The sequence below is a fragment of the Streptomyces sp. WZ.A104 genome (assembly GCF_002382885.1).
Classification (GTDB): domain Bacteria; phylum Actinomycetota; class Actinomycetes; order Streptomycetales; family Streptomycetaceae; genus Streptomyces.
The window spans coordinates 23,688-47,432 of the sequence record NZ_NWVL01000022.1; the positions used below are offsets into that span (position 1 = coordinate 23,688).

Annotated in this window: 26 protein-coding genes; 12 read left to right on the forward strand and 14 right to left on the reverse strand. The window is 67.8% G+C overall.

From position 1 onward, the window contains the following. Window positions 1-33: 33 nt before the first annotated feature. Window positions 34-1,074, forward strand: coding sequence for a 4-hydroxy-3-methylbut-2-enyl diphosphate reductase (locus CIB93_RS14320; RefSeq protein ID WP_373558749.1), 1,041 nt, complete (start codon window positions 34-36; stop codon window positions 1,072-1,074). A gap of 38 nt (window positions 1,075-1,112) precedes the next feature. Next, complete coding sequence (gene ppgK / locus CIB93_RS14325) at window positions 1,113-1,865, forward strand: polyphosphate--glucose phosphotransferase (protein WP_096627199.1); 753 nt, start codon at window positions 1,113-1,115, stop codon at window positions 1,863-1,865. Between the two features lie 182 nt (window positions 1,866-2,047). Here the strand turns inward: ppgK and CIB93_RS14330 are convergent, their stop codons facing one another. Beyond that, a complete protein-coding gene (locus CIB93_RS14330) occupies window positions 2,048-2,662 on the reverse strand; it encodes a DUF6542 domain-containing protein (RefSeq protein ID WP_096627251.1) in 615 nt (204 codons plus the stop codon). Window positions 2,663-3,088: 426 nt separating this feature from the next. Here CIB93_RS14330 and ychF point away from each other — a divergent pair, with 426 nt between their 5' ends. Continuing rightward, the gene (gene ychF, locus CIB93_RS14335) at window positions 3,089-4,177 is read left to right on the forward strand and encodes a redox-regulated ATPase YchF (RefSeq protein WP_096627200.1); all 1,089 of its coding nucleotides are present in this window, start codon (window positions 3,089-3,091) and stop codon (window positions 4,175-4,177) included. A gap of 108 nt (window positions 4,178-4,285) precedes the next feature. Here ychF and CIB93_RS14340 read toward each other — a convergent pair whose 3' ends face one another. Together CIB93_RS14340 and CIB93_RS14345 are read right to left on the reverse strand one after the other, a co-directional pair. Then, a complete protein-coding gene (locus tag CIB93_RS14340; protein ID WP_096627201.1) occupies window positions 4,286-5,404 on the reverse strand; it encodes a site-specific integrase in 1,119 nt (372 codons plus the stop codon). 24 nt (window positions 5,405-5,428) lie between these two features. Next, on the reverse strand, window positions 5,429-5,929 hold the full coding sequence (locus CIB93_RS14345; RefSeq protein ID WP_096627202.1) for a helix-turn-helix transcriptional regulator: 501 nt from the start codon (window positions 5,927-5,929) through the stop codon (window positions 5,429-5,431). Window positions 5,930-6,050: 121 nt separating this feature from the next. Between CIB93_RS14345 and CIB93_RS14350 the strand changes: the two genes are divergently transcribed. The 4 genes from CIB93_RS14350 (at window position 6,051) to CIB93_RS14365 (ending at window position 10,633) form a co-directional block, all read left to right on the forward strand. Then, window positions 6,051-6,245: an AlpA family transcriptional regulator gene (locus CIB93_RS14350; RefSeq protein WP_030808354.1), complete on the forward strand. Its 195-nt coding sequence runs from the start codon at window positions 6,051-6,053 to the stop codon at window positions 6,243-6,245. A gap of 415 nt (window positions 6,246-6,660) precedes the next feature. After that, entirely contained in the window at window positions 6,661-8,055 is a 1,395-nt protein-coding gene (locus CIB93_RS14355) for a DUF3631 domain-containing protein (RefSeq protein ID WP_373558752.1), read from the forward strand. Window positions 8,056-8,370: 315 nt separating this feature from the next. Continuing rightward, window positions 8,371-8,946, forward strand: a complete 576-nt coding sequence (locus CIB93_RS14360; protein WP_096627204.1) for a hypothetical protein — start codon at window positions 8,371-8,373, stop codon at window positions 8,944-8,946. After that, entirely contained in the window at window positions 8,936-10,633 is a 1,698-nt protein-coding gene (locus CIB93_RS14365) for a relaxase/mobilization nuclease domain-containing protein (protein WP_096627205.1), read from the forward strand. Before CIB93_RS14360 ends, CIB93_RS14365 begins: the two co-directional genes overlap by 11 nt. 165 nt (window positions 10,634-10,798) lie before the next feature. Here the strand turns inward: CIB93_RS14365 and CIB93_RS14370 are convergent, their stop codons facing one another. Continuing rightward, the gene (locus CIB93_RS14370; protein ID WP_069739104.1) at window positions 10,799-11,497 is read right to left on the reverse strand and encodes a hypothetical protein; all 699 of its coding nucleotides are present in this window, start codon (window positions 11,495-11,497) and stop codon (window positions 10,799-10,801) included. A gap of 181 nt (window positions 11,498-11,678) precedes the next feature. Between CIB93_RS14370 and CIB93_RS14375 the strand changes: the two genes are divergently transcribed. Beyond that, the gene (locus CIB93_RS14375) at window positions 11,679-12,182 is read left to right on the forward strand and encodes a DUF2716 domain-containing protein (RefSeq protein ID WP_256095017.1); all 504 of its coding nucleotides are present in this window, start codon (window positions 11,679-11,681) and stop codon (window positions 12,180-12,182) included. A gap of 91 nt (window positions 12,183-12,273) precedes the next feature. On the opposite strand, the gene CIB93_RS14380 is transcribed toward CIB93_RS14375, so the two are convergent. The 4 genes from CIB93_RS14380 to CIB93_RS14395 form a co-directional block, all read right to left on the reverse strand. Beyond that, window positions 12,274-12,819 (reverse strand): HAD domain-containing protein, encoded by a 546-nt coding sequence (locus tag CIB93_RS14380; RefSeq protein ID WP_069739102.1) that lies wholly within the window; start codon window positions 12,817-12,819, stop codon window positions 12,274-12,276. Window positions 12,820-12,854: 35 nt separating this feature from the next. Continuing rightward, window positions 12,855-13,547 (reverse strand): class I SAM-dependent methyltransferase, encoded by a 693-nt coding sequence (locus CIB93_RS14385; RefSeq protein WP_096627206.1) that lies wholly within the window; start codon window positions 13,545-13,547, stop codon window positions 12,855-12,857. 1 nt (window position 13,548) lies between these two features. After that, window positions 13,549-14,460, reverse strand: a complete 912-nt coding sequence (locus CIB93_RS14390; protein WP_069739100.1) for a phosphotransferase family protein — start codon at window positions 14,458-14,460, stop codon at window positions 13,549-13,551. Window positions 14,461-14,536: 76 nt separating this feature from the next. Next, window positions 14,537-15,286 carry a hypothetical protein gene (locus tag CIB93_RS14395; RefSeq protein WP_096627207.1) on the reverse strand — a complete coding sequence of 250 codons (750 nt, stop codon included), beginning with the start codon at window positions 15,284-15,286 and terminating at the stop codon, window positions 14,537-14,539. A 223-nt stretch (window positions 15,287-15,509) separates the two neighbouring features. Between CIB93_RS14395 and CIB93_RS14400 the strand changes: the two genes are divergently transcribed. Beyond that, window positions 15,510-16,865: a transcriptional regulator gene (locus tag CIB93_RS14400; protein ID WP_096627252.1), complete on the forward strand. Its 1,356-nt coding sequence runs from the start codon at window positions 15,510-15,512 to the stop codon at window positions 16,863-16,865. Window position 16,866: 1 nt separating this feature from the next. Then, entirely contained in the window at window positions 16,867-17,403 is a 537-nt protein-coding gene (locus CIB93_RS14405; RefSeq protein WP_069739098.1) for an NUDIX domain-containing protein, read from the forward strand. Between the two features lie 190 nt (window positions 17,404-17,593). On the opposite strand, the gene CIB93_RS37465 is transcribed toward CIB93_RS14405, so the two are convergent. The 4 genes from CIB93_RS37465 to CIB93_RS14420 form a co-directional block, all read right to left on the reverse strand. Then, the gene (locus tag CIB93_RS37465) at window positions 17,594-17,800 is read right to left on the reverse strand and encodes a hypothetical protein (protein WP_143660045.1); all 207 of its coding nucleotides are present in this window, start codon (window positions 17,798-17,800) and stop codon (window positions 17,594-17,596) included. Continuing rightward, a protein-coding gene (locus tag CIB93_RS14410; protein WP_373558750.1) for an IS5 family transposase occupies window positions 17,797-18,614 on the reverse strand; the annotation gives its coding sequence in 2 pieces (ribosomal slippage) (window positions 17,797-18,264 and window positions 18,267-18,614; 816 coding nt in all). Before CIB93_RS14410 ends, CIB93_RS37465 begins: the two co-directional genes overlap by 4 nt. A gap of 6 nt (window positions 18,615-18,620) precedes the next feature. Next, entirely contained in the window at window positions 18,621-20,240 is a 1,620-nt protein-coding gene (locus tag CIB93_RS14415; protein WP_096627209.1) for a DUF262 domain-containing protein, read from the reverse strand. Window positions 20,241-20,421: 181 nt separating this feature from the next. Continuing rightward, window positions 20,422-20,679: a hypothetical protein gene (locus tag CIB93_RS14420; RefSeq protein ID WP_143660046.1), complete on the reverse strand. Its 258-nt coding sequence runs from the start codon at window positions 20,677-20,679 to the stop codon at window positions 20,422-20,424. A 370-nt stretch (window positions 20,680-21,049) separates the two neighbouring features. Between CIB93_RS14420 and CIB93_RS14425 the strand changes: the two genes are divergently transcribed. Beyond that, complete coding sequence (locus CIB93_RS14425; protein WP_096627211.1) at window positions 21,050-21,406, forward strand: hypothetical protein; 357 nt, start codon at window positions 21,050-21,052, stop codon at window positions 21,404-21,406. A gap of 113 nt (window positions 21,407-21,519) precedes the next feature. Here the strand turns inward: CIB93_RS14425 and CIB93_RS14430 are convergent, their stop codons facing one another. Further along, window positions 21,520-22,584 (reverse strand): serine/threonine-protein kinase, encoded by a 1,065-nt coding sequence (locus tag CIB93_RS14430; RefSeq protein WP_179500105.1) that lies wholly within the window; start codon window positions 22,582-22,584, stop codon window positions 21,520-21,522. Between the two features lie 24 nt (window positions 22,585-22,608). Here CIB93_RS14430 and CIB93_RS37920 point away from each other — a divergent pair, with 24 nt between their 5' ends. Next, window positions 22,609-23,091 (forward strand): hypothetical protein, encoded by a 483-nt coding sequence (locus CIB93_RS37920; RefSeq protein WP_176735293.1) that lies wholly within the window; start codon window positions 22,609-22,611, stop codon window positions 23,089-23,091. On the opposite strand, the gene CIB93_RS37470 is transcribed toward CIB93_RS37920, so the two are convergent. Further along, window positions 23,069-23,677, reverse strand: coding sequence for a phosphoribosyltransferase (locus CIB93_RS37470; RefSeq protein WP_141746022.1), 609 nt, complete (start codon window positions 23,675-23,677; stop codon window positions 23,069-23,071). The two genes, CIB93_RS37920 and CIB93_RS37470, sit on opposite strands and share 23 nt — an antisense overlap. Between the last annotated feature and the right edge of the window lie 68 nt (window positions 23,678-23,745).

Genomic DNA, 23,745 nt, shown 5'->3' on the forward strand with positions numbered 1-23,745 from the left:
GACGTCGTGGCGCCTGTTCGGCACGGCCTTACGATGGGACGCATGACTGCAACGCCCAGCCCGTCACCCGCCGCCGCCCCGAGCGGAGGCGCTACGCGCCGCAGTAACACCCGCCGTGTCCTGCTCGCCGCACCCCGTGGCTACTGCGCGGGCGTGGACCGTGCCGTGATCGCCGTCGAGAAGGCCCTGGAGCAGTACGGGGCCCCGATCTACGTCCGCCACGAGATCGTGCACAACAAGTACGTCGTGCAGACCCTGGAGAGGAAGGGTGCGATCTTCGTGGACGTCACCGCGGAGGTGCCCGAGGGCTCCATCGTGATGTTCTCCGCGCACGGAGTCGCGCCCACCGTCCACGCGGAGGCCGCCGAGCGCAAGCTCGCCACCATCGACGCGACCTGCCCGCTGGTCACCAAGGTCCACAAGGAAGCCGTCCGGTTCGCCAAGGAGGACTACGACATCCTCCTGATCGGCCATGAGGGCCACGAAGAGGTCATCGGCACCTCCGGCGAGGCCCCCGACCACATCCAGCTCGTCGACGGCCCCGAGGACGTCGCGAACGTCGAGGTCCGCGACGAGTCGAAGGTCGTCTGGCTCTCCCAGACGACCCTTTCCGTCGACGAGACGATGGAGACGGTCGACGCGCTGAAGTCGAAGTTCCCCAACCTCCTCTCGCCGCCCAGCGACGACATCTGCTACGCCACGCAGAACCGCCAGATCGCGGTGAAGAAGCTGGCCGAGGACGCCGAGCTGGTCATCGTGGTCGGTTCCAAGAACTCCTCGAACTCCATTCGCATGGTCGAGGTCGCCCTCGACGCGGGCGCCCCCGCCGCCCACCTGGTCGACTTCGCGAGCGAGATCGACGAGGCATGGCTGGAGGGCGTGACCACGGTCGGCCTGACCTCCGGGGCCTCGGTGCCCGACGTGCTGGTGGACGAGGTCCTGGAGTGGCTCGCGGAGCGCGGTTACGCGGACGTGGAGACGGTGAAGACGGCCGACGAGTCGATCACCTTCTCGCTCCCCAAGGAGCTCCGCCGCGACCTGCGCGCCGAGGCAGCCGCCCTTTCCGCCGAGTAGCCGGGCAAGGGGCCCGGCCTGCCCGTACGGTGGATTCCATGGAGATCTTCGGCGTGGACATCGGCGGATCCGGGATCAAGGGCGCTCCCGTGGACCTGGACCGCGGAGACTTGGCGCGGGAACGCCACAAAGTGCTGACACCGCACCCGGCCACGCCCAAGGGCGTGGCCGACTGCGTGGCCGAGGTGGTCGGTCACTTCGACTGGTCGGGCCCCATCGGCATCACGTTCCCGGGGGTGGTCACGGACGGGGTCACCCGCACCGCGGCCAATGTCGACAAGGGCTGGATCGACACGGACGCCCGCACGCTGCTGGGCGAGCGCATCGGGCAGCCCGTCACGATCCTGAACGACGCGGACGCGGCCGGGGTCGCCGAGATGACCTTCGGCGCGGGCAAGGGCCGTAAGGGCACGGTCATCGTGCTGACGTTCGGCACGGGCATCGGCAGCGCGGTCTTCACCGACGGCGCCCTCGTCCCCAACACCGAACTGGGCCACCTGGAGCTGAACGGCCACGACGCGGAGAAGCACGCCTCCACGAAGGCCAAGGAGGACGAGGACCTGAGCTGGCAGCACTGGGCGCACCGGGTCCAGAAGTACCTGCGCCATGTGGAGATGCTGTTCTCGCCCGAGCTGTTCATCATCGGCGGCGGCGTGAGCCGCAAGGCGGAGAAGTTCCTGCCGCTGATCGAGAAGGTGCGGGCGGAGATGGTGCCGGCGCAGCTGCAGAACAACGCGGGGATCGTGGGAGCGGCGATGGCGGCGGCGGGCACGGCGCACGGGCGGCCCTGAGGCAGGTGAGGGGCCGCGGCAGGGCCCCTCGGACCGTACGGAGATGGTCACGTGGGAACCCCGGAGCCGCCGCACGGACAACGCCGCCGCACGGACAACGAGGCAGGGACCTGAGGCAGGGACCTCGGACAGGGACCTGAGGCAGGGACCACTTGGGTCTCAGAGCCGCGCGGACACCGCAGTCAGCCCCGCTGGGAACGGCGTGAGGTCGGCCCCGCCCCGGCGCGTACGGGCTTGGAGGCACCGGCACGAGCACCACCGACCGCACCAGCGGTGGCAGCCGCGGTGGCGGCCGTACCGGCGCCGGCAGAGGCAGCACGGGGAGCTCTCCCCGGCTCGCCGCCCCACCTCTGGGAGAGCAGATACCGCCGCCGGGCACGCATCTGCCGCACCTTGCGTACGGAGGCGATGAGGCCCGCGACGAGGGTTCCTCCGTACAGCCAGCCGGCGTGGACGGCGAGGGCGGTCACCAGGCCCATGGCCTGCCCGCCGAAGCCGTCGGAGCCCCCGGAGATCGGGAAGATGCCGACGGCGAAGGCGATGGGCACGCTGATCGGGGCGGTGACCAGGTCGGCGGGCCTGACCCAGAGCGCGGTCAGCGCGCTCACGGGCAGGAAGAGGAGTCCGTACACAAGCTCGGAGCCGCCGAAGAGCAACCGGTCGATACAGGCGAGCACGAACATGGTGAGGGCGGCGAACAGTCCGGCACCGATCCCGGTGAGCCGGGGATTGGGGAACCGCCGCAGCGCGAGGACCACGGGCGGCACGGCACGTGCCCGCCCTCCGGGCCTGCCCAGCACCCGGTAGACGGCGGAACTCTCACCGAAGGAACCACCCGGCGGAGGCGGCGCGGACGCACCGGGCGCGGGCGGGGCGGTCGCGGCCCGCGGGGACGGCCGGCGCTGCGGGGGACGTGTCCTGTGCTGCTCCACCTGCCCAACGTAGGTCGCGGGACGGGGGGAATCAGGCGATGGACACGCGCTTTGGCCGACCTTGGGGTTGCGTTCGATGTCACACGGCCGAAAGCCGCACTGTTCGGACCGGCGGGAGGGGCCGGAAGGCCGCACTGTTCGGACCGGCGGGAGGGGCCGGAAAGCCGCACTGTTCGGGCCCGCGGGGGAGGCCCGTAAACTGGGGAATCGGTCCACTCCGGGACCCGGCCCGAACGGCCGAGCCGGACCCGGACGCCCCTGACCCCCTCCTCACTCCAGGAAGTCGCCAAAGTGTCGCTCACGATCGGAATCGTCGGTCTGCCGAATGTCGGCAAGTCGACCCTGTTCAACGCCCTGACCAAGAACGACGTGCTGGCGGCCAACTACCCGTTCGCCACGATCGAGCCGAACGTCGGCGTGGTCGGAGTCCCGGACCCGCGCCTGAACAAGCTCGCGGAGATCTTCGGTTCCCAGCGGCTCCTCCCGGCGACGGTCGACTTCGTCGACATCGCGGGCATCGTCCGGGGCGCCTCGGAGGGCGAGGGCCTGGGCAACAAGTTCCTCGCGAACATCCGCGAGTCCGACGCGATCTGCCAGGTCATCCGGGCCTTCAAGGACGAGAACGTCGTCCACGTCGACGGCAAGGTCTCGCCGAAGGACGACATCGAGACGATCAACACCGAGCTGATCCTCGCCGACCTCCAGTCCGTCGAGAAGGCCGTCCCGCGCCTGACGAAGGAGTCCCGCCTCCAGAAGGAGAAGGTCGCGGTCCTCGCCGCGGTCGAGGAGGCGAAGAAGATCCTGGAGACCGGCCAGACCCTGTTCGCCGCAGGCATCTCGGCGGGCACCGAGAAGGGCAAGCTCCTCCACGAGCTGCACCTGCTCACCACCAAGCCTTTCCTCTACGTCTTCAACGTCGACGAGGACGAGCTGGTCGACGAGGACTTCAAGAACGAACAGCGCGCCCTGGTCGCCCCCGCCGAGGCGATCTTCCTGAACGCCAAGATCGAGTCCGAGCTGATCGAACTGGACGACGACGAGGCCCTCGAACTGCTCCAGTCCATGGGCCAGGAAGAACCCGGCCTCGCCACCCTCGGCCGCGTCGGCTTCGAGACCCTGGGCCTCCAGACCTACCTCACGGCAGGCCCCAAGGAAGCCCGGGCCTGGACCATCAAGAAGGGCGCCACGGCCCCGGAGGCGGCCGGTGTGATCCACACCGACTTCCAGAAGGGCTTCATCAAGGCGGAGATCGTCTCCTTCGATGACCTGGTGGAAACCGGCTCGGTCACCGAGGCCCGTGCCAAGGGCAAGGCCCGCATGGAGGGCAAGGACTACGTCATGCAGGACGGGGACGTGGTGGAGTTCCGCTTCAACGTCTAATACGTTCGGCGAAAGGCCGTCTGACCTGCGACGGAGCGGGTTGGCCGGCCTTTCCGGTCCGCACGGAGTCCGCAGCGCGCTGACTTCGGTCAGCGCGCGGGGGAGCGGCTACGCCGCTTCGTCGACCTGTGGCCGGGCATCGGCGGACTGGTCCGCGTACGCCTTGTCGACGGCGGCCCGGGTCCGCTCCTCGGAGTCCGGCCACAGATGGGTGTAGATGTTCAGCGTCATGGCCGCGTTGGTGTGGCCGAGACGCTCGGAGACCGTCTTCACGGACTCGCCGTGTTTGATCAGCAGGCTGGCGTAGTGGTGCCGGAGGGCGTGGGGTCCGGTGCCCTTCGGTATGCCAGCCTTGGCGCAGGCGGGCCGCCAGGTTCCGTCCATGAAGTGCGTGTAGACCACGGGCCCGCCTTGCGGCGCCGTGAAGATCCAGCCCTCGGGCCCATCGGCGGGGAAGTCCCGCAGGTGGGCCTTCATCGCATCCACCGCCATGCGGGGGAGCGGGACTGTGCGATGCGAGCGAGCGGTCTTGGGCGGGCAGACGTACACGCCGTGCTTGGCGGTCTGCTGGATCTGCTGCTCGACCGAGACTGTGGCATGCAGCAGGTCGAGGTGACGCGCCTGAAGGCCGAACAGCTCACCGGGGCGGAGTCCGGTGGCCGCGCCGAGCAGCACGAGGCCCTTGTAGCGGGCGGGAATCTCCTCGGACAGCGTCCGTACCTGCTCGACGGCCAGCGGCACGACCTTCTTCCGGGGCACTGAGGGCAGCTTCGCCTCGGCACACGGGTTGTGAGGGATCATCCGGTCACGGACGGCCGCCCGGAAGACGGCGTTGACCGTGTTGAAGACCGTCCGTGAGGTGCTGGCGGCCAGCCCGTGCGTGGTGGTCAGGCTGGTGATCCAGCTCTGTACATCGCCGGGCTTGATTGCGCCGAGCGCCCGCTTCTCCCAGGCCGGGTAGACGTAGCAGCGCAGGTGCTGTGCCACCGCCTTGGCAGTGGAAGGCCGGTGCGGCTGGATGGCCCGCCATTCCTCCGCGTACTCCTTGAAGGGCTTCTTCGCCGACCGCGGGTCGACGTACTGGCCGGTGACCAGGCTGGCCGTGACCTCGTCGATCCATCGCTGGGCGTCGATCTTGCGGTCGAAGTGGCGGGCGTGCTCCTTGCCGTCGAGGTCGCGGTAGCGGGCTCGCCATTTGCCGTTGGGGCGCTTCTGGATGTTGGCCAAGTGGCTTCTCCTTCGTGTCGGTTGTCAGTAGTGGCCACCGTCCTCGATGTCGCTGCTGAGAGTGCGAGCGTCCCGCTCGTCGCCCATGAGGCGGAGGCACTGCTCGTGGATGGCCCGCGAGCTGTCGGGATGGGCCTTGATGTGGTCGGCGATGGCGACCACGGCGTGATGGAGACGGTCGCGCGCGTCTCGGGCCTCGTAGAACGCTTCGACGGCCTCTTGGACGAGGCGCCGGCCGTCGATGTCGAGCCCCTCCAGAGGCGGGGACATCAGCTCTTCGAGGGGGAGCTCGAAGACGCGGGAGAAGGCGAGGGCCTCGTCGAGGTTGATGCGGCGGCGGGGCGTGCCGTTCTCGATGCGCCAGACCGCAGTCTGGTTCATCTTGACGCCGGCTCTGGTCACCCGCTCCGCCAGCTCGGTCGTGCTCCACCCTCTGACTTCGCGCTCCAGGGCCACGCGCGCGGCCACGTTTCCCTCGCTGTAGAGCAGCGGCACCTCGCCGCCCTCGGGCCTGTCGCCTGCCATCACGCCTCCATCGTCACCGTCGCTATCCCAATTGAAACATGGACTTCTCGATTTGGGTAACCGCCGATCCTGGGGTACAACTTTATGCAGATCGAATCGCTGCCTAGCCGAATGGGAATGCATGCGATACCTGACCACCGCCGAGGTCGCCGAGCGCTACCGCACTGCCGAGAGCACCGTCCGCTACTGGCGCCACATCGGAAAGGGGCCGCGTGGCATCAAGGTCGGCAAGAGGGTGCTCTACCCCGAGGCCGAGCTGCTGCGCTACGAGCGCACGCTGATCGACGGCCGAGACGAGTGGGGCCTGGCCTCATGAGCCGCCGACAGCCCCGGACACAGCAACGGCCCCCGGCGCGCCAACGCCGAGGGCCGGAGATTCCCCTGCACGTCGCCCATCCCTGAACGAACGAACCGGTGAGGGGCGGGACCTTGCCCGTCCCGCCCCTCACCTGAAAGGAACGTCGATGGAGGACTCTACGTCCCCCTCCACCTCGAACACATCCCACAAGGTCGTCTGGCCGATCGCTGCGGTCCCCGGCCAGGGCATCCCGTGGCTCGGTCAAGATCGAGCGGACGGCAGGCCCGCCTTTCCGGGGACCGGCGACCGACCGGACCGTGCCGCTGGTCCGGTCGGTCCGGGACCGGACCGGTCCGCGACCGAAACCCGGACCGAAGTTCCGGGCAACCCGGACCAGGAACCCGGACCGGCGGAGAACGCGCAGCTCAGCGGCCTGACAGACCGGATCGGGAACCCGGACCATGCACCCGGTCCGGAAGCCGAGGACCGGACGGAGAGTTCTGGTCGGTCGGCCGGGGAACCCGGACCGTCGGTCCGGGTTGACCAGAGTCACCACGGTGCTCCGGGGACGGTCCCCGAACCCGGACCGGGGACCGAGGAGCGCGAGCGTGCTGGCTTCTCGGCGGACCGGGACCAGGACGGGACCGTCGTACTGGACGAGCTGCGCGCCGCGATCGGCCGCTACGTGGTGTTGCCGAGCGAGGAGGCCCTGACCGCGGTCACCCTGTGGGTGGCGGCCTCCCACATCCAGCCCGCCCTCCAGCACGCTCCGCGTCTGGCGGTGGTGGGGCCGACCAAGGGCTGCGGCAAGTCCCGTGTCCTGGACGTGCTCCACGAGACCGTGTCCCGGCCGATGATGACGGTGAACACCTCGTCGGCGGTGGTCTTCCGGATCATCGGCGAGGACCCGCCGACACTGCTGGTGGACGAGGCCGACACCATCTTCGGCCCCAAGGCCGGCGACAAGGAGGACCTGCGCGGCCTGCTGAACGCCGGACACCAGCGCAACCGCCCCGCCTGGCGGATCTCCGGCCCGGAGCACAAGCCGACCGCGTTCCCGACCTTCGCCATGGCGGCGCTGGCAGGCATCGGCGACCTGCCGGACACGATCATGGACCGCGCCGTCTTGCTCCGCATGCAGAAGCGCAAGCCCGGCGAGAAGGTCACTCCCTTCCGCTCCCGGCACTCCGTCCCGGAACTGAACGCGCTGCGCGACCGACTGGCCGCGTGGCTGACCCCACTGCGCGGGGCAGCGCACCGGCTGGTGCCACGGATGCCGGTCGAAGACCGAGCCGCGGACACCTGGGAGCCGCTGGTCATCGTCGCCGACCTGGCCGGCGGCCACTGGCCCGCCCTGGCCCGCGCCGCCTGCCTGTCGATGACCCGCACCGAGCTGGTCCAGGACGAGCAGACGACGTTGAAGACCCGGTTGCTCCGGGACATCCGCCGTGTCTTTGAGCAACACGGCGACGTGGAGGCACTGCGCAGCCACGACCTGCTCGCCGCCCTCATCCAGGACGCAGAGGCGCCGTGGGCCGAGTACGGGACGAAGGGTCTGAACGCCTACCACCTGGCCAACCTGCTGCGCGACTTCGGCGTCAGCCCGGCCAACCACCGCTTCGAGAACGGCAGGCAGGCGAAGGCGTACGCCCGCAACCAGTTCGTCGACGTCTGGGCCCGCTACTGCCCCGACCCCGCCCCACCGGCACCCGCAACCGGCGAGGCCGCGCTCGCACGTCGACCCCAGGGCAAGCCGCCGGCCCCTCCGTCGGGGACGTTGCCCATCGGTCCTCCCGGCGGGCCTGCAGGCCCCAGGCCCACTCGCTGACACCAGCTCCGTATCAATCCGTCGCATCCGTCCCCGCGCAGGTCAGCGCGGGGACGGAGTTCCTTGCCGATACGGATCACTCCGTACCTTCGACCTTCTCCGTACCTGTCCTGACCAGCTACGGGACGGTTGCAACGGACGTGACGAAGCCCCACCGCACACGACCACCGGAGCGCCACCATGCCCGACACGAGCACTGACAACTCCCCCACCCGCCGCCGCAAGGGATTCTTCGGCCTGACCCGCCGATCAGCAGCAAGCTGGAGCGAACGAGCCTCTAACGATGCTTCGTCCGCGCTTGCCCCCGCCCCGGGGGTGGCGGAGGAGAAGGCCGAGCGCCAGGGGGCGCCCGAGCCGGAGAAGGGCACAGCCGAGACCAGCTGCCTGCCCGCAGCCAACTCCGTCGCCCCGAGCACTCAGCCGCAGACCGATATCCCGCCGCCTGTCGAGCAGCCCTCCTGGCGGGATCTCGACGCCCCCGTCCTGCCCGCGCTGATGAACCGCAAGCGCACCGTGGAGAAGCGCGACCAGGAGAAGACCATCCGCTTCACACGGACTGCCGTCCGTGTGATCAGCGCTGCCGCTCACCAGCGCGGTCAGAAGTTCGCCGGATTCGTCGGGGACGCCGCCTTGGCCGTCGCCCTGGGCAAGGCGGGGCTGGTCGGTAGCCCGGAGGACGACCCGGTCCGCCCGCTGATCGAGGCCGTCGAGGCGCAGACGGTCGCGCTGAACCGCATCGGCGGCAACCTCAACCAGATCAGCGCAGCCATCCACCGAGGAACAGTGCCCGATCGTGCCGAGGCGGTGCTGGACCGCGTCGAGCAAGCAGCCGAGAGCAGCTACCGACTGATCGACCAGCTTCTGGCGGAAGGCACCGCGCATGGTTCCTGACGTCTCCACCGGCTCCGACTCCCGCGGACTGATCGTCTACCTCTTCGGCCCCGGCCGCCGCGACGAACACACCGACCCTCACATCGTCGCCGCCTGGGACATGGCCGGCGCCCCGGACCCGGGCCGTGACCCGGCAGCCACCTACTCCCAGCTCGCCAAGCGCCTCGACCACCACGTCGACCTGCGCACCCGCGAGCTGGGCGGCAGGAAACCACCTCAGCACGTCTGGCACTGCCCGGTCCGTACCGCGCCCGGCGACCGCTACCTCACCGACGCCGAGTGGGCCGAGGTCGCCCGCCGCATCGTCCACGCCACCGGCATCGCCCCCGAAGGCGACGATAAGGCATGCCGATGGATCGCCGTGCGCCACGCCGACGACCACATCCACATCATGGCCACCACCGTCCGCGCCGACGGGCGCCGCCCGCGCACCAACCGCGACGGACAGCGCGCCCAAGCCGAGTGCCGCAAGATTGAAGCCGAGTTCGGCCTACGCCGCCTGAAGTCCGGCGACCTCACCGCGCCCCGCACTCCCACCGGCGCTGAACGCGCCAAGGCGGAACGCCAGGGCCAGACGGTCACGGCACGGCAGTGGCTGCGCGAGCAGGCGTACGCGGTCGCTGCCGCCGTACGGACCGAAGCCGACTACTTCACCGTGCTGCAGTCCCTCGGCATCAAGGTCAAGACGCGCCTCGGCCCCGAGACCGGCGACGTGATCGGCTACAGCCTCGCCGCACCTGGCGACACCAACGCGGCTGGCGAACCCGTCTGGTACGGCGGCTCCAAACTCGCCCCCGACCTCTCCATCAACCGCCTACGCGAACGCCTTCCCGACCAGAAGTTGGCCGACCGCCCCCGGCATGTGGTGGACCCCGCCGACCCATGGCGCCACACCACCACCGCCATCCACGCGGCCCGCACTGTCCTCGACTCCGATGACGATGCCGCCGCCCAGGGCCACCTGGCCGCCTTCGGCGACGCCCTGTACAACATCGCCAGCGCCACGACCGGCCCACACAGGGCGGAACTGCGGTCGGCAGCCATGGCGTTCAACCGCGCCCGCCGCTCCGCCACCCGCGCCGACCACCAGGCCGCCACCGCCCTGCGCAAGGCCGCCAAGGAACTCGCCTACGCCTCCGGCGAGCCGGGCGGATTCGCCATCGCCCTACTCTTCGCCACCGTGCACCTGGCCCGCGCCGCCGCCACGTGGCACGAGCAGCGCGGCCACGAACAGCAGGCCGCTGCGGCCGAGGAAGCCCTCCGCCACCTCCAGGCGGGCTACCAACAGGTCGCCGCACCCGTCCTGGCTGACCTGACCCGTCGCGCACCACGAGCCGCAACCGCCCGCCGCTACGAGCAAGACGTGCGCGCGGCCCTCCCCAACCACGCCGACCGGATCCTCGCCGACCCCACTTGGACCGCCCTGACCACCACCCTCGCCCACGCCGAGACCGCCGGCCACAATCCCCGACGTCTTCTGGCAAAGGTGGGCGCCCAGCGGGAACTCGACAGCGCGGAGCGCCCCGCCGAGGTCCTCAACTGGCGCATCACCGCTCAGCCGAACAGGCGGACGCAAGCCGCTCGCAGCCGAAGCACCATCAGCCGCACATCGGCCAGGTCTGCCACGCCGCATCCTCCGGCCACGCCAGTGGCTACGAGGCCCGAAGAGCGTAGTCGGCACCGCTGACCCGGTTTCTCCCAGCCAGATTCCCGACGAAGGGTCCAGCAGGCGAAGGCCGACACAGCCCCCTGGTGCGACATGTTCCCCGAGGGAACATCGCAAGTGCTTCCTCGGGGAACGCCCAACCCTGCGGAGACGGGGCTTTCAGTTCAGTCCGGATGGCGTACCAGATCAGCTGGAGCGCTGAGCGGTTGCCTGAAGGTGCTCAGAGAGGAAGGGGTCGTCGAGACGTGTGTCGACGACACGATCGCGCACTTCGGTGAGAAGCCAGCCCAGCAGCTCGGCAGCGGCGTCGTACTCATCGTAGAAGCCCATGCGCAAGTCGGTGATCTCGAACTCGAACATCACGTCGTTAACGAGGTCTGCCAAGTGCGCGTCGGCGGCTGGGGTATTGGTCGCGGTCCATGTGTCCAGCCAAGGACGCATGCTGTTGGTGGCCACGGTGATGAGGCTGAGGGAATCCCTGACGGGCACGGGGCTGGGGTGGGTATGCAGCGTGCTCTGCCACCAAGCGGACCAGACGTCCCGTAGGGCCTCGGTCAGGGGCAAGTCCCAGGTAGTCCAGCCCGCCTGAACCAGGCGGGAGGCGATGAGCTCCTCGTCGACGTGGAGCTGGCCAGTGACGAGTGGGCGAATGATGCGCGGGACGAGGCGGCGATAGAGACGAGGGAAGTCTCCCCAATGATCAGGTACCTCTGCGGCAACGGAGGAGACAAGGTCGTCGGCTATGAGGTGCAGTGGCCCGGAGAGTTCGGCGAAGTCTTTCTCGACGTAGCAGTACGTGCACCCTGTGACGAGGAAGGGATCTTCTGAGGCGAAGGTGTGGTCCAGGGCATCGAGAGCTGTCATGAGCTGCTCAGAGCAAGACATGAAGACCTGCCGGGGGACTCCGACCGGGTGACCGGCGAAGATCGCAGGCTATCAGGCCGTGCCCCACCTCTCACGGAATGCCTTGATGGCCGGAGTGGAGGGGGTTCGAGGTTTCGTAAAGGATCTATCTCCGATCCTCACACGGGCGACTCGATAGGATCGGGCCATGATGGAGAGTCCCGTGGTCGAGCTGCTTGAGGCCGAGTATCGACGCGTTTGGGACCGCTTCTACGACGAGTTCAAGTTCCAGCCGAGTACGAGTTCTTTCAAGTGGCCAGCCATCAAGGAGCCCGTCGCATCGGTTACCTGGAGCCTTGCCGCGCTTGACGACGACCCTGAATACGAGCGTTTGGACCGCCTGGTCGAGGTGGTCGAGCAGGGGCTGACTTCCTGCATTGGCCCGAGCGGAACGCTGCTCGCGCTCGACTGGCAGCACACGTCGTATCGCTTCGCACCGCAGGGCGTCGGTGACCCTGGGCAGCCGGCATGGCCTTTGAGTCCGTACCCCGACGGGGATTACTACATCTGCCTCTCGGAAGACTTCCGTATAGGCAGTTTTGGGCACCCCTGGGAAGAGTCCCTCTGTCTGTTCGGTCAGGAACTCCTCGACGCCGCATCCGCGGAGGTAGAGAAGCTTCTCGGCCAGCCGATCCGTAGGTCCGGCAGGGCAGTCGGCACCGCCTGAGTTGGATCCCGACTCCAAAGGCACCCCGGTAGTCAGACCCAACAACGCACCCTGATGCCCTCGCTGCCCGTAGCAGCGAGGGCATCAGTCGTCAGGCGGCTCGGACTGTGGGTACCTGCGCGACCCACTTCGTCACCTCGGTCAGGTGGTCGGGCTGAAGCCCGAGGTGTGGGTCGGGCTGTACGAGGAGGGTCGCCGTTCCGCGGGCGGTGCGCTCCTCCGCCCAGGCGTGGTCGAGACCGGTGAAGTCGTCGTCGATCCAGACGGCGGGGGCGTCGCCGAGCCAGGCGTCGACGTGGTCGCGCTTCCACAGGTAGCCGTTGGGGTGGCTGGTGGTGATCTGCGGACGCGGAAGATCGACGTACGGCAGGGTTGGAAGGCCAAGGAGCGGGCCGATGAGGGTGGTGGCGTCCTGGCGCCAGCTGGTGCACCAGATCGGGGTGACCAGGCCGGTGCGGATGACGTTCATGAGCAGGCGGCCGTGGTTGGGGTTGAGCCAGACGGTGATCGGGTTGTCGGCGCTGCGGCCGGCGGGGACGACGTCGTGGCGGGCGTGGGTGGCCGGGGTCGAGCCGTCGGCGTTGGGAAAGGGTATGAGGACGCCGTCGATGTCGAGGAGCAGATAGGGCGGGCGCATCGGTTCCTCCAAGGTAAGCCGGGGCGAATGGCTGGTCAGAGCTTGCGGGCGCGGATCAGCAGGGTGGTGGGCCAGTGGCCCATGCGGGGGTCGTGGAACTCCTGGGCCGAAGTGAGCCAGAAGCCCGCCCGGCTGAGGTGCCTCTCCCAACGGTCGGTATCGAACTCCCATCGGGTGATGGGGAGCCGAGTGCGGTCGGGCAGGGTGACGAAGTCGCGGCGGGGCCGGTCGTCGCCGGAGGGGCTTCGGCCGCCACGCTGCGGGTGCGGGACGGAGAAGGCGAGCACCCGGCCGGGCGTGAGGCGCTGGGCAATGACCGGGAGCAGGAGCTCGGGGGCGACGAGACCGATGGCTCCGAAGACGGAGTAGATCGCGTCGAACTGCTCGTCGGAGGTGTGCAGGTAGTGCAGGGCGTGGCCGGCGACGAAGGTGAGGTTGTTCAGCCGTCCGTAGTGGGAGCGGGCGCGGCGGACCTGGAGGCCGACCAGGTCGACGCCGGTGACGTGGGCTCCGTGGCGGGTGGCGAGGTGGGCGGCGTTGTGGCCGGGGCCGCAGCCGAGTTCCAGGAGTCGCTTGCCGCGCAGGTCGGGGCCGAGGACGTCAGCTCCGGGCCCCTGGCCGGGTCTCGTGGTCCATTCCATCCGTGCGGGTACGGAGAGGGGTTCGGCGAGGCCGGCGGCGGTGCGCTGGGCGGCGTGGGCGTGCCAGGGGGATGCCTGGGCGAGCACGTCAGATCTCCAGGAGGTGGAGGACGTCGGTGAGGTGGCGGCGGACGGCCTTGGTGTAGGCGGGGTCGGTGGCCGGGGCGTCGATCCAGCGGATGGACTGCTCCATGAACCACTCGACGGCCCACATGCGGTGCCAGCCCAGGGCCCAGTTCTCGGCGGTGAGCCCTCCGCGCGGGGCGAGGGCGTCGGGGGTGCCGCCGGCGGTGACGTACTGCTCCAGGAAGACGCGCAGGCGCACGGGGTGCGGGGGCTCGATGGTGCCGTGCCAGCTGGCGAGGTCGAGCAGGCCGGGGCCGGTGAAGGTGCGGGCGAAGTCGAGCAGCCGCCAGCCGCGCTCGCCGATGTGGAGGCTGGTGGGGTGGAACTCGGAGTGCACCCAGCCGAACGGCTCCAGCGTCGCTCCGGCCGAGCGAGCCTCGGCGGCCTGGGCGATCCGGTCGAGCGCGTCCTCGACGTCGTCGGCATCCTGCCACCGGTCGGCCTTGCGCAGCCGTTCGAGGTGCTCCAGCGCCCGGGCCGGGAGCGTCCGCAGCCGCTCCTGGCCGAGAACGGGCAAGGGCGGAGCCGTACGGGTGCCGTGCAGGATCACGGCCGCGGCGACGCCGTCGAGGTCGTCGGCCTCGCGGACGGACGGTCCGAGGTCCTCCATGAGCATGCCGAGCCAGCCGTCCAGGACGGCGGAGGCGTGGACCTGGGGGACGGGTACGCCGAGGGTGTGGGCCAGGCGGAGGGCCTGGTCCTCGCTGTCGAAGGGCTTCTTGGCGTACTTGAAGATGGCCGTGGAGCCGTCGGGGAAGGCCACGCGCTCGACGCCGGACATGGACCACACGCGTACCTCCTCCCGTGCGGCGGTGGTCTGGCCGGTCGCGGTGAGCAGGTTGTCGAGGAGTTCGGTGCTGGGATTCGTGGTCACGTGAGGGCTCCGGGGGACGGTGGCGTCCGGGGCGGGCGAGGGATGCCGGCCCGCCCCGGAAGCCTGATCGGATGGGTTACGCGGCGGGGTTCACGCGGTGGGCGTAGACCTGCTCGATCCAGCCCGCCTTGAACGCGGCGAGGTCGTCGCGGAAGTTCGCCATCGAGGCACCGTAGGGCGCGACGACGCCGCCGGACTGGTCCGGCACGGACTGGCAGCCGTGCACGAGCCGGCCGCCGAGGGCGGCGTGGGCCTTGATGGACTCGATCCGGCGGTGCTCGTTGAACCAGCCGCCGTGGTAGACCTCGTCGAGCATCCCGCCCGTCTCGTCGTCCAGGTCGAAGACGACGGAGGTGGCGGCGGGGAAGAACCAGCACGGGCCGACGTTAGAAATGTACCCGTCCAGCTCGACCTTGTTGAGCGCCATAAGCGTAGCCGCCTCGCGGAGCATCCGCAGGTGGTCGGCGGTGATCTGCGGCAGGCCGAGGCCGGCCAGGTGCTCGTCGCGGAAGAGGTACGCGTACACCTCGTACGCGGTGGCCACGACGCGGGCTGCGTCGGAGGTCGACTCACCGTGCTGCTTGATGAAGTCGAGCGCGAGCTGCTCGACCGCGCTCTCGGTCGTCTCGTCCGCCTCCAGGAGCTGGGCCTTGACCAGCTCCCAGTCGGCGACGAGCCAGGTGCTCGACTCGAAGCGGAAGAAGTACTCGGCCGGGTCGATCGTGATGCGCCGGCCGTCGACCTGAATGCCGGGCAGGCGGCTCCAGCGCGGGTCGAACGCCTCGGGCAGCTCGACCGTGATGGCCGTGGTGTCGATGGTGGTCACCGTGTCTCCGTCTCTGATTGGCCGGGCTCGGGCACAGGAATGCCCGAGCCCGGTGTGGGCGTACGGAACTTCGGGGTGCCGCCCGGACCAAGGGGGAGCCTGGATCACGGTCGTGCCGTTCCGGGCGGCTGCTGATAAGTGAACCGGTGGTCACGCTCAGTGGGTACGGTGGAAGGCAGTTGAAGCGGTATACGCGGTTTACAGCTCCGGAGTGGAGGCGATCGTGGCGGCGCCGAGAGTTCCCAACTCCCGTCTGCGCGACGTCATCGCGGCGGTCGGCTGCACCTACGAGGCCCTCGCCCGAGACGTGCGGCGCATCGCGGCCGAGAACGGCGAGATCCTCCAGACCAACAAGTCGGCCATCTCGCACTGGGTGAACGGCACCCGCGCCCCGTCGGGCCGGGTAGGTCAGTACCTGGCCGAGGCGCTGTCCCGCCGAGCGGGGCGCACGGTGACCCAGACCGAGATCAGCCTCCAGACCAGCGATGACGAAGCGTCGGCGGAATCCGACCCTGTCCTCGCCGCCACCGACCTGGGCCGGGCCGACGTCGAGCGCCGCCGCTTCCTCGCCATCGCGGCCTTCACCACCGCCGGCGTCGCCATGCCGCTCGGATACGACCACGACGCCACTGCCCGCATGCTCCGCGCCCGCACCGGCACGTCCATGGTCGGGACGGAGGATGTGGACGTCGTACGGCAGATCACCGCGGCCTTCAGCGCCGCCGACGAGCGCCTCGGCGGCGGCCATGGCCTGACCACCGTCACCGCGTACCTCGCCGACACCGCCGCCCCCATGCTGCGCGGACGCTTCCCCAGCGAAGCCTTACGCCGGGCCGCCTTCGGCGCCGTCGCCGAACTCGCCTACCTCGCAGGGTGGAAGCACCACGACCTCGGCCAAGAAGGCGCCGCCCAGCGCTACTACCAGGTCGGCTACAAGCTCGCCTGCGAAGCCGACCCCCACGGCCACGCCGCCTGGATGATGCGTGCCCTCGCCCACCAGGCCCTCAGCCTCAAGCAGCCCCACCATTGCGTCGACCTCGTCGAAGGCGCGCTCCGCACAGGTCTCGGCCACGTCGACGGCCAGACCGAGGCTCTCCTCCACATCACCCACGCCCGCGCCTACGCAGCCGTCGATGGGCACCCCTTGGCCGCGCGCGCCCTGCTCGCTGCCGAGGACGCCCTCCTACGAGACGATGGTCCCCAGCCCAGCTACTCCCGCGTGAGCGGCCCCGCCGCCGGCACCGTGGCCAGCCATACCGCACGCACCCTGACCGATCTCGCCGACCACATCGGTACCGAGCATCAGCACCGCGACGCCCTCACCCGCTGGGACCCGGAGAAGTACAAGCGCGTCCACGCCCTTACCCACGCCGACCTCGGCGACAGCCTCGCCGCCCAGGCCCGAGCCGACGAAGCGGTCGCCGCATGGACACAGGCCCTCGTCCTGATGGAGGGCATGACCTCCGACCGCACCCGCAAGGCGATCACCTCAATCCGCTCCACGCTCGCGGTCTACCAGCGCCGCCGCGTTCCCGGTGCCGCCGATCTGGCCCGCCGCGCCCGCGAGGCCCTCGCCTAACATGCCCAACAACCCGCTCGACGAAGGGAACACTGTGACCCAGCAGACCGACGACCAGCCGAAGGCCCTCAAGCCGGCGCTCGAATCGATGACCCTGCTGGTCGCCGCCGTCATCGTCCACGACAAGGCGACCAACCGCGTCGTCCTCCTCCAGCGCAGCGAAAACGCCAAGTTCGCCCAGGGCATGTGGGACCTCCCCGTCGGCAAGAGCGAGCCGGGCGAGCCCATCACCGAAACCGCGGTCCGTGAGCTCTACGAGGAGACCGGCCTCACGGTGAAGCCCGAGTCCCTCAAGGTCGCCCACATCATCCACGGCGCCTGGGGTGTCGAAGCCCCCAACGGCTTCCTCACGGTCGTCTTCGCCGCCCACGAATGGACTGGCGAACCCGAAAACCGCGAACCCCGCAAGCACTCCCAGGTCCGCTGGGTCGACGCCGACGCCATTCCCGAGAACTTCGTGGACACCACCGCCAGCGCACTCCACCAGTACATTAACAACGGCTCCGAGGTTTCCTTGGACGGCTGGGCGCCAGCATGAGAATTACGCTGATTCACCTTTGACCCAGGGTCTCAGGATTTTTTGCCCGCGCCAGCAGGAGCGGCTCCTTGAGTGTCCCTCTGTGTTCCAGCGTCGGTTACGGGGCTGGAACACAGAGGGCGACGCCCGGCGAGGTTAGCCTAGTTGCCCCCCCGCTTAAATTCTGCTTCTACGCTTGCGCATGGTGTAGCTACCCTGCGGTGAATCGCTTGCCGATTTCAAGCATCCTAGAGACCTCGGTCACCTCTGCAGTGTCGTCGCCCTCCCTGATGAACATCTTGCCGTCGAGGAGGGATACCTCCTGCTGCTCGGGAATTCGGATAACGATCACACCGAGTCCGTAGTAATCGGAATGAGACAAGCTGGCGAGAACGCTGTCCTTAAGAGGATGTCTCACGTGGCGAGTTTTGCGAGTTTCCTGTAGCAGGTCAGGGCCGCGGCGAGGCCGAGGAAGGCCAGGAAGTGACTGCTCGTACGTTCGTATCGGACGGTGAGCCGGCGGTAGCCGAACAGCCAGGAGATCGATCGCTCGATCTTCCAGCGATGGCGGCCGAGCCGCTCGCCGGACTCGATGCCCGGTCGGGCTATCCGCGGGATCAGGCCCCGGCCGCGGAGCCAGGCCAGGTGATCGGCGGAGTAGTACGCCTTGTCCGCGCGGACCTTGACCGGCCGCCGTCGGCGTGGTCCGCGCCGGGAGCGTATGGCGGGTATTGCGAGGATCAGCGGCTTCAATGCCTGGCTGTCGTGCAGGTTCGCCCCGGACACCGCGAGGGCCAACGGGATGCCCTGGGCGTCGGACAGGACGTGCAGCTTGCTGCCCTTCTTGCCGCGATCGACCGGGTTAGGCCCGGTCAGCGAGCCCCCCTTTTCGCGCGGACGGACGCCGCGTCGATGATCGCCGACGTCCAGTCCACCTCGCCCCTGGCGCCGAGTTCGTCCAGGACCGCCCGGTGCAGCCGACGCCACAGGCCCGCCTCGGTCCATACCGTGAACCGGCGATGCGCCGTCGCTGGGGACGTCCCGAACGTCGGCGGTAGATACCGCCAGGCACAACCGCTGGTCAGCACGTACACCACTGCCGTGAATACGGCCCGTTCGTCACACGGCGCGGTCCCGCCACCCTGTGGACGAGCGGCGAACGGCGGCAGCAACGGGGCGACCAGTTCCCACAGTTCGTCAGGCACCAGCCGCTGAGACAAGTCAGCGCTCACGACCGATCATGATGCCGCATCAGCCGTGTGCCACGTGAGACATCCTCTAAGGCCCTGGGATAGCCCTGAGGAGCGAATAGCGTCTTTCCAGCGGCCGAAGTATCTTTCTGGCGTCTCGCCGAGCACCTTCGCTTCCCTGTGTACTCCGACAACGATGCGGTGGCCTACCTTGCGGCCTTCCACGCCGTCGAGCGAATGTACCCTCTTCGCGTCGGCCTCTTTATCTGCGACACCAATGAGGATCGTTCCGGCCCGGTCCTTGCCGTTATTGGCGATGGCGCAGATTGTGCGAATTACCTTATCGAATACGGTCTGGTCGATTTCACGGTCACCGTAGAGCCGAAGCATCCCTTGCTTCAGTTCGTAGTGTGGTGCCTCGATTTCTGAGCGCCTGATCGCAGCATCGATGTCCGTCGTCGTGTGATCGCCGTATATATCCCGAGGCTCGCTATCGATGAAATGAGGGCGAATTAGACCCTTGATGGTGTCCACGTTTCTACGGCGTTCGTCGGGGGATGTCGAGGCGCGGCTTGTTTCGATGCGCCTATCGAGGTCCGTGATGGCAGATTTTACCCCCTTGTAGCTCGCGATTTTCTTGTTCTCGCCGATGAGAAGTTCGTGAAATGCGACAAAGAGCACGGCGAATACTGCGGGGAAGGGGTTCGTGTTCTTCTTGGAGAAAATGATCCCCCGCAGCTTCTGATCGCTTCCCTCGGTGCAGACTGCGTCAATCTCGTCGATGCACAGCTTGAATTCTGCCGCGTACCTGTCGGCCCCGTAGCTGTCCAGCGCCCGGATGATTCGCTGGTTATCCTCCGATCCCGTCTGGTAGATCTCGTCGAGTGCGACCTTGGATCTCTCAACGAGACTGCCGCCAATGATGGAGGCCGCGATATCTGCAACGCATTGTTCGTCCATCGAGTCTCGAAGGTCGGTGGATCGCAGGATTCCCTGCTCAACCCAGAAGACATCTTCGGCTGCAACCTCATACCCATGCTTTGTCTTGGGTAGATCAATACTGATGGACGGCATCTTGTCTAGGCTGAGGATGTCGCTCGAAGCGTCTCCGCGGATGTCGCAAGAGAGTTCACGCACAAGCGCCGAAAATTCATCCCGCACTCCCGACTGCCTGCGTTCCTGATCGCTCAGCTGGTGTCCGTAAGTATTGATGCGTGCGAACACATCGTCGATTTCGTCATCCGTGGCGCCACGCATGACCGAGATCGCAAGCGAATAGTCGAGGAGCGTCCCCACCTCGCGAGCTGAGAGGGTGGTACCGTCCGTTACGGAGAATACCTTCTCTTCCGAAGCGCGCGTCTTTGCTGTAACGAACTGGGCGACATCGAAATACCTGTCATCGATCGTCGAGAATCCTGTTTCGATGAAAGAGACGATGGTGTGAAGCCGCTGCAGTCCGTCGATTACCTCGTACTCCCCGCCTTCCCGCTCGGCCAGCAAGATAGCGGGGATCGGATACCTCTTGAGCACAGACTCAATCAGCCGCTGTTTCTCTTCTAGGGTCCATACGAGCTTCCGCTGATATCGGCGATTGACCCAAATCTTGTCCTCGCTATACCAGGCGTAGATGGACTGAATAGACTTGGGCTGTGAGTCGAGTTCGGCCATGCGCTCAGTTTGGCACGCCAACTGACCGCGGCGCAGGCATCTCGGTCCTCTGGCGGTCCGGTCTGCCAGCGAGCCTGGGACCTTGGCCTTGTTTCCTTCGAGCGCCGCCCCGTGTCTGGGCCGAGCGAGGAGCGCATTCCAAGGCCAGAGGGCGTCATGCGGAACACGGGGCTGCGTTCCGCTAACTGTCGCAGTCCTCGAAGAGAGGTTCGTACGGCAGGTGGTTGTCGTCCGGAACGAGCGGTACGTAGTCCGGGGTCGTGCGTGCGGCGACGGCCAAGAGCCGAGAGGCGGCATCTTCCTCGGAGGCAGGGGCGAGTCCGAGGGCGTGCAGGAGGCGATCGCGCTTGGTGTTGAAGTCGGGGCGGTGGGCGCGGATGTCCGCCCCCAGCTCGCTGATCGTGAAGCCCTTCGCCAGGTCGCGCCAGAAGGGCAGCACCACGATGAGTGTGATGGCCTCGACGAGGTCGGCGCCGATCAGAGTGGCCTGGCCCTCCGAGTCGGCGTACAGGACGGGCCTTTCCTCGGCCCTGGCTTCCCCGCACAGGAAGTATGTGCCGCCGGCTCCGCAGCCGGCTATCGGGTGTAGGGGGATCCCGGTGGGAAGGGCAAGGTCCTCAACGGGATCCCGGCGCTCGACGTCGAAATCGCCAGGCCGGGCGAGCGCGGTGGCAAGGGAAGGCCCGGCGGAGCAGGTCGTCTGATGCGGTCATGGGACGGAACGTAACAGCGCCGTCGGACGTCTGGTGCGGCTGGCCTGCTGGTCGACGCCAGCGGGTGCTGTCAGTAGGGCGTGGCACAGTTCGGCCATGAGTTACGACCTGGCGGTGTGGGAAGGCAGCAAGCCCACTGACGATGTGATCGCGGGCGAGGTCCTCGCGCAGATGTACGACCGCTACATCGACACGGAGGAAGAGTTTCCACACTCACCGCGTATCGCGGAGTACGTTGCTGGGCTCTTGGCGCGGTGGGTGGATCTCACGGAGGACGAGGAGGACACCTCCCCTTGGTCGACGGGGCCGTTGATCGGCGAGGCGTCCGGGCCGTTCATCTACTTCCCGATGCGGTACAGCATGGCCGAGGAGGCTTCGGCCTACGCCGCCGATCTCGCGGCATCGATGGGGCTCGTTTGCTGTGACCCGCAGCTTCGGCTGCTGAGGCCGTGACTGCTTCCGCCCGTAAGCGTGTGTAGCTTGGCGGGGAGGCATCCAGTAACCCGCTCACTCGTGCGGGTGGGCGGGACAGCACGGTACGGAATTCTGCGGTCCTCGGCGCCGTGCTAGACGTTGCGAAGCACAGTGCGCAATGTGGCAGGAAGGCTGTCTCGTTGGACGCCGCTCTTCTCGTGCTGGCGTGCCCGCCGGCCTGTCTCGTGGCGCACCTCGACGCTGTAGCGGCCGCGTGCGTCCTGCACCGCGCAGACCGAGACTGCCTTCGCCGTATTGGTGGCGCCCCCTTCAAAGCACTGGTCGTGACCGTCGTGGGGTGTGACGCGGCGCCAAGATCTGTGAGGGCGTGAACATTGAGCGAGTTGGTTTGCGAGAGCTTGCGCGCTGTTGGGACGAGCAACTGGATCGAGGGAGAGTCCTCGTTCAACAACGCTGCCGAGGCCCTGGGAGACATGCGGGGCGACATCGCGCAGTTTGTCGAACTGGCCGTGGAGGATTCGATCCTTGCGGGCGCTTAGTCCCAGGGGTCTCGGTCCGTTCGGGTACTGCCCGGACAGGAGGTAGAACATGGTGGCAGCCAGCGAGTAGACGTCTGAGGCCACCGAGCATTTGCCTGTACTCAGTACTTCCGGAGCTACGGTGGCGTATGTTCCGTTCGCGGCGGTATAGCCGTCAGCGTCCATCCGCGCGGCAAAACCAAGATCTCCCAGCAGGACGTTGTTGCCGGTGTCGACGAACGCATTGCCTGGTTTGACGTCGCGATGCAGTAGGCCGGCGGCGTGGACGCGCTCAAGTCCGTGCCCGAGTTGCTGGCCCCAGCGAACCGCCTTAGCGATGTCGACGCCGAACGGTGCTGAAGCCGATTCAAGATCGCCGTCCATGACGGGCATCGTGATGTAGCGGATGTCGGTCCCGCTGGCGATGTCGGCGTTGTAGACGGGGAGGAGGTACTGGCTCTGCAGCTCCTTGAGCGCTTGGGCCTCGTCCCACGTGGCTGGCTGACCTGACTGCGGTTCGAAGAGCTTGAGCGCCACCACTGTGCGCAGATGCTCGTCCTCGACCCGATAGACCTGGCCACCAGCCCCGCCCCCAAGGCGTTCCAACACCTTGTAGCGATCACTGATGCGGTTCCCGACCTGGCGGTTGCCGACCTGGGCGATGACCGTTCCCGACATGCCCGTCACTCTATAGTGCTGTGCATGGAGGTACTCGGGATCAGTGTGGGCTTTCCAGCGGCAGGGCGAGGCCCTGTAGTTACCTGCGTTGTTCTCAGGGGGTCGCAGGGCGAGCCCCAGATTCAGGAGGCTTGTGAGCTTCGAACGGCGGCGTTGGAGGTCATCGACCAGGTTGAAGACCTGGGGCGCATGCTCAGCAGCAAGCTCTCGGCCTTGAACCCCAACGCCGTAGTGATCTGCGTCGCGGACGTTAGCCCCGCCGGGAACCGCAAGGCGGCACCCCGCCATCGCCTCATGATCGAAGGTGCTCTCGGGTACGTGTGCCGTGATCACAAGATCCAGCAGGTTGTGTACCGCAACGGCAAGGAAGTCGGCGAGGCGCTTGGCCTGAGCAAGGCGGAGGCGCTCGCACGTGGTAAGGCGCTGGACTCTAGGCGATCGGCGGCCGCTGCTGCGGCCCTCACGGCCTTGCCCGCTGCATCTACTACAGACCCGAATCTGTCGTAGAAGACGAGCGGGTCGGCGGTCGTTCTCCGAGGACGTCCAACGCATCTACGCCGCAGTCCTCGGCCTGGGCTGCAACCGCGGTCAGTTGATGGAGGACGACTGCATGGATGCGTCGTGCTCCGTGGCTGCGGGCGTGGCGGGCAGCCTGTGCCACCGAAGTGCCGCTGGCAAGGTTGACGTCCACGATCAGTACGTTCTGTGAGGCTGTGGCTGTCTGCGAGGACAAGCTGACCAAGTCGCTGCACGAAGACAGGAGTGCGCCGACTAGGCGCTCGGCAACGGGGCTGGCGGCAAGGACCGCTTGGGCGCCGCACTGGCGCGCGACAGTGATCACTTGCTCGGTGGCGTCGCGTAGTGCGCCTGGATCGGTGAGGCGCTCGATGTTGTTGCGAGCCGTGTCCACCGCGTCCAGCAGGTCGCTCATCGGTACACCCCCATAGGAACGCTGGTCTTCGGTATGTGCAGTCTTGATGGGCAACGGCGGCGTGCCAATACCGACGCTGATTCCGTTACCAACGACACTGCCTTCGGCCGCTGTGCGCGGCAAGCCGAACGGCAACCCATCACCCGTCCTGAGGCGTGTCACGTCTCCAGGGAGCGTGCCGCCGATAGCCGATCAAGCGAGTGAGCGCAGCATCCAGAGGGCGTACAAGG

What these genes read in the sequence shown, in the direction of transcription:
- CIB93_RS14320 (WP_373558749.1), top strand. Translation starts at nt 34, where the DNA reads ATGGGACGCATGACTGCAACGCCCAGCCCGTCACCCGCCGCCGCCCCG.
- ppgK (WP_096627199.1), top strand. Translation starts at nt 1,113, where the DNA reads ATGGAGATCTTCGGCGTGGACATCGGCGGATCCGGGATCAAGGGCGCT.
- CIB93_RS14345 (WP_096627202.1), bottom strand. Translation starts at nt 5,929, where the DNA reads ATGGCAGGCGACAGGCCCGAGGGCGGCGAGGTGCCGCTGCTCTACAGC.
- CIB93_RS14350 (WP_030808354.1), top strand. Translation starts at nt 6,051, where the DNA reads ATGCGATACCTGACCACCGCCGAGGTCGCCGAGCGCTACCGCACTGCC.
- CIB93_RS14365 (WP_096627205.1), top strand. Translation starts at nt 8,936, where the DNA reads ATGGTTCCTGACGTCTCCACCGGCTCCGACTCCCGCGGACTGATCGTC.
- CIB93_RS14370 (WP_069739104.1), bottom strand. Translation starts at nt 11,497, where the DNA reads ATGTCTTGCTCTGAGCAGCTCATGACAGCTCTCGATGCCCTGGACCAC.
- CIB93_RS14380 (WP_069739102.1), bottom strand. Translation starts at nt 12,819, where the DNA reads ATGCGCCCGCCCTATCTGCTCCTCGACATCGACGGCGTCCTCATACCC.
- CIB93_RS14405 (WP_069739098.1), top strand. Translation starts at nt 16,867, where the DNA reads ATGCCCAACAACCCGCTCGACGAAGGGAACACTGTGACCCAGCAGACC.
- CIB93_RS14415 (WP_096627209.1), bottom strand. Translation starts at nt 20,240, where the DNA reads ATGGCCGAACTCGACTCACAGCCCAAGTCTATTCAGTCCATCTACGCC.
- CIB93_RS14425 (WP_096627211.1), top strand. Translation starts at nt 21,050, where the DNA reads ATGAGTTACGACCTGGCGGTGTGGGAAGGCAGCAAGCCCACTGACGAT.
- CIB93_RS14430 (WP_179500105.1), bottom strand. Translation starts at nt 22,584, where the DNA reads ATGTCGGGAACGGTCATCGCCCAGGTCGGCAACCGCCAGGTCGGGAAC.
- CIB93_RS37920 (WP_176735293.1), top strand. Translation starts at nt 22,609, where the DNA reads ATGGAGGTACTCGGGATCAGTGTGGGCTTTCCAGCGGCAGGGCGAGGC.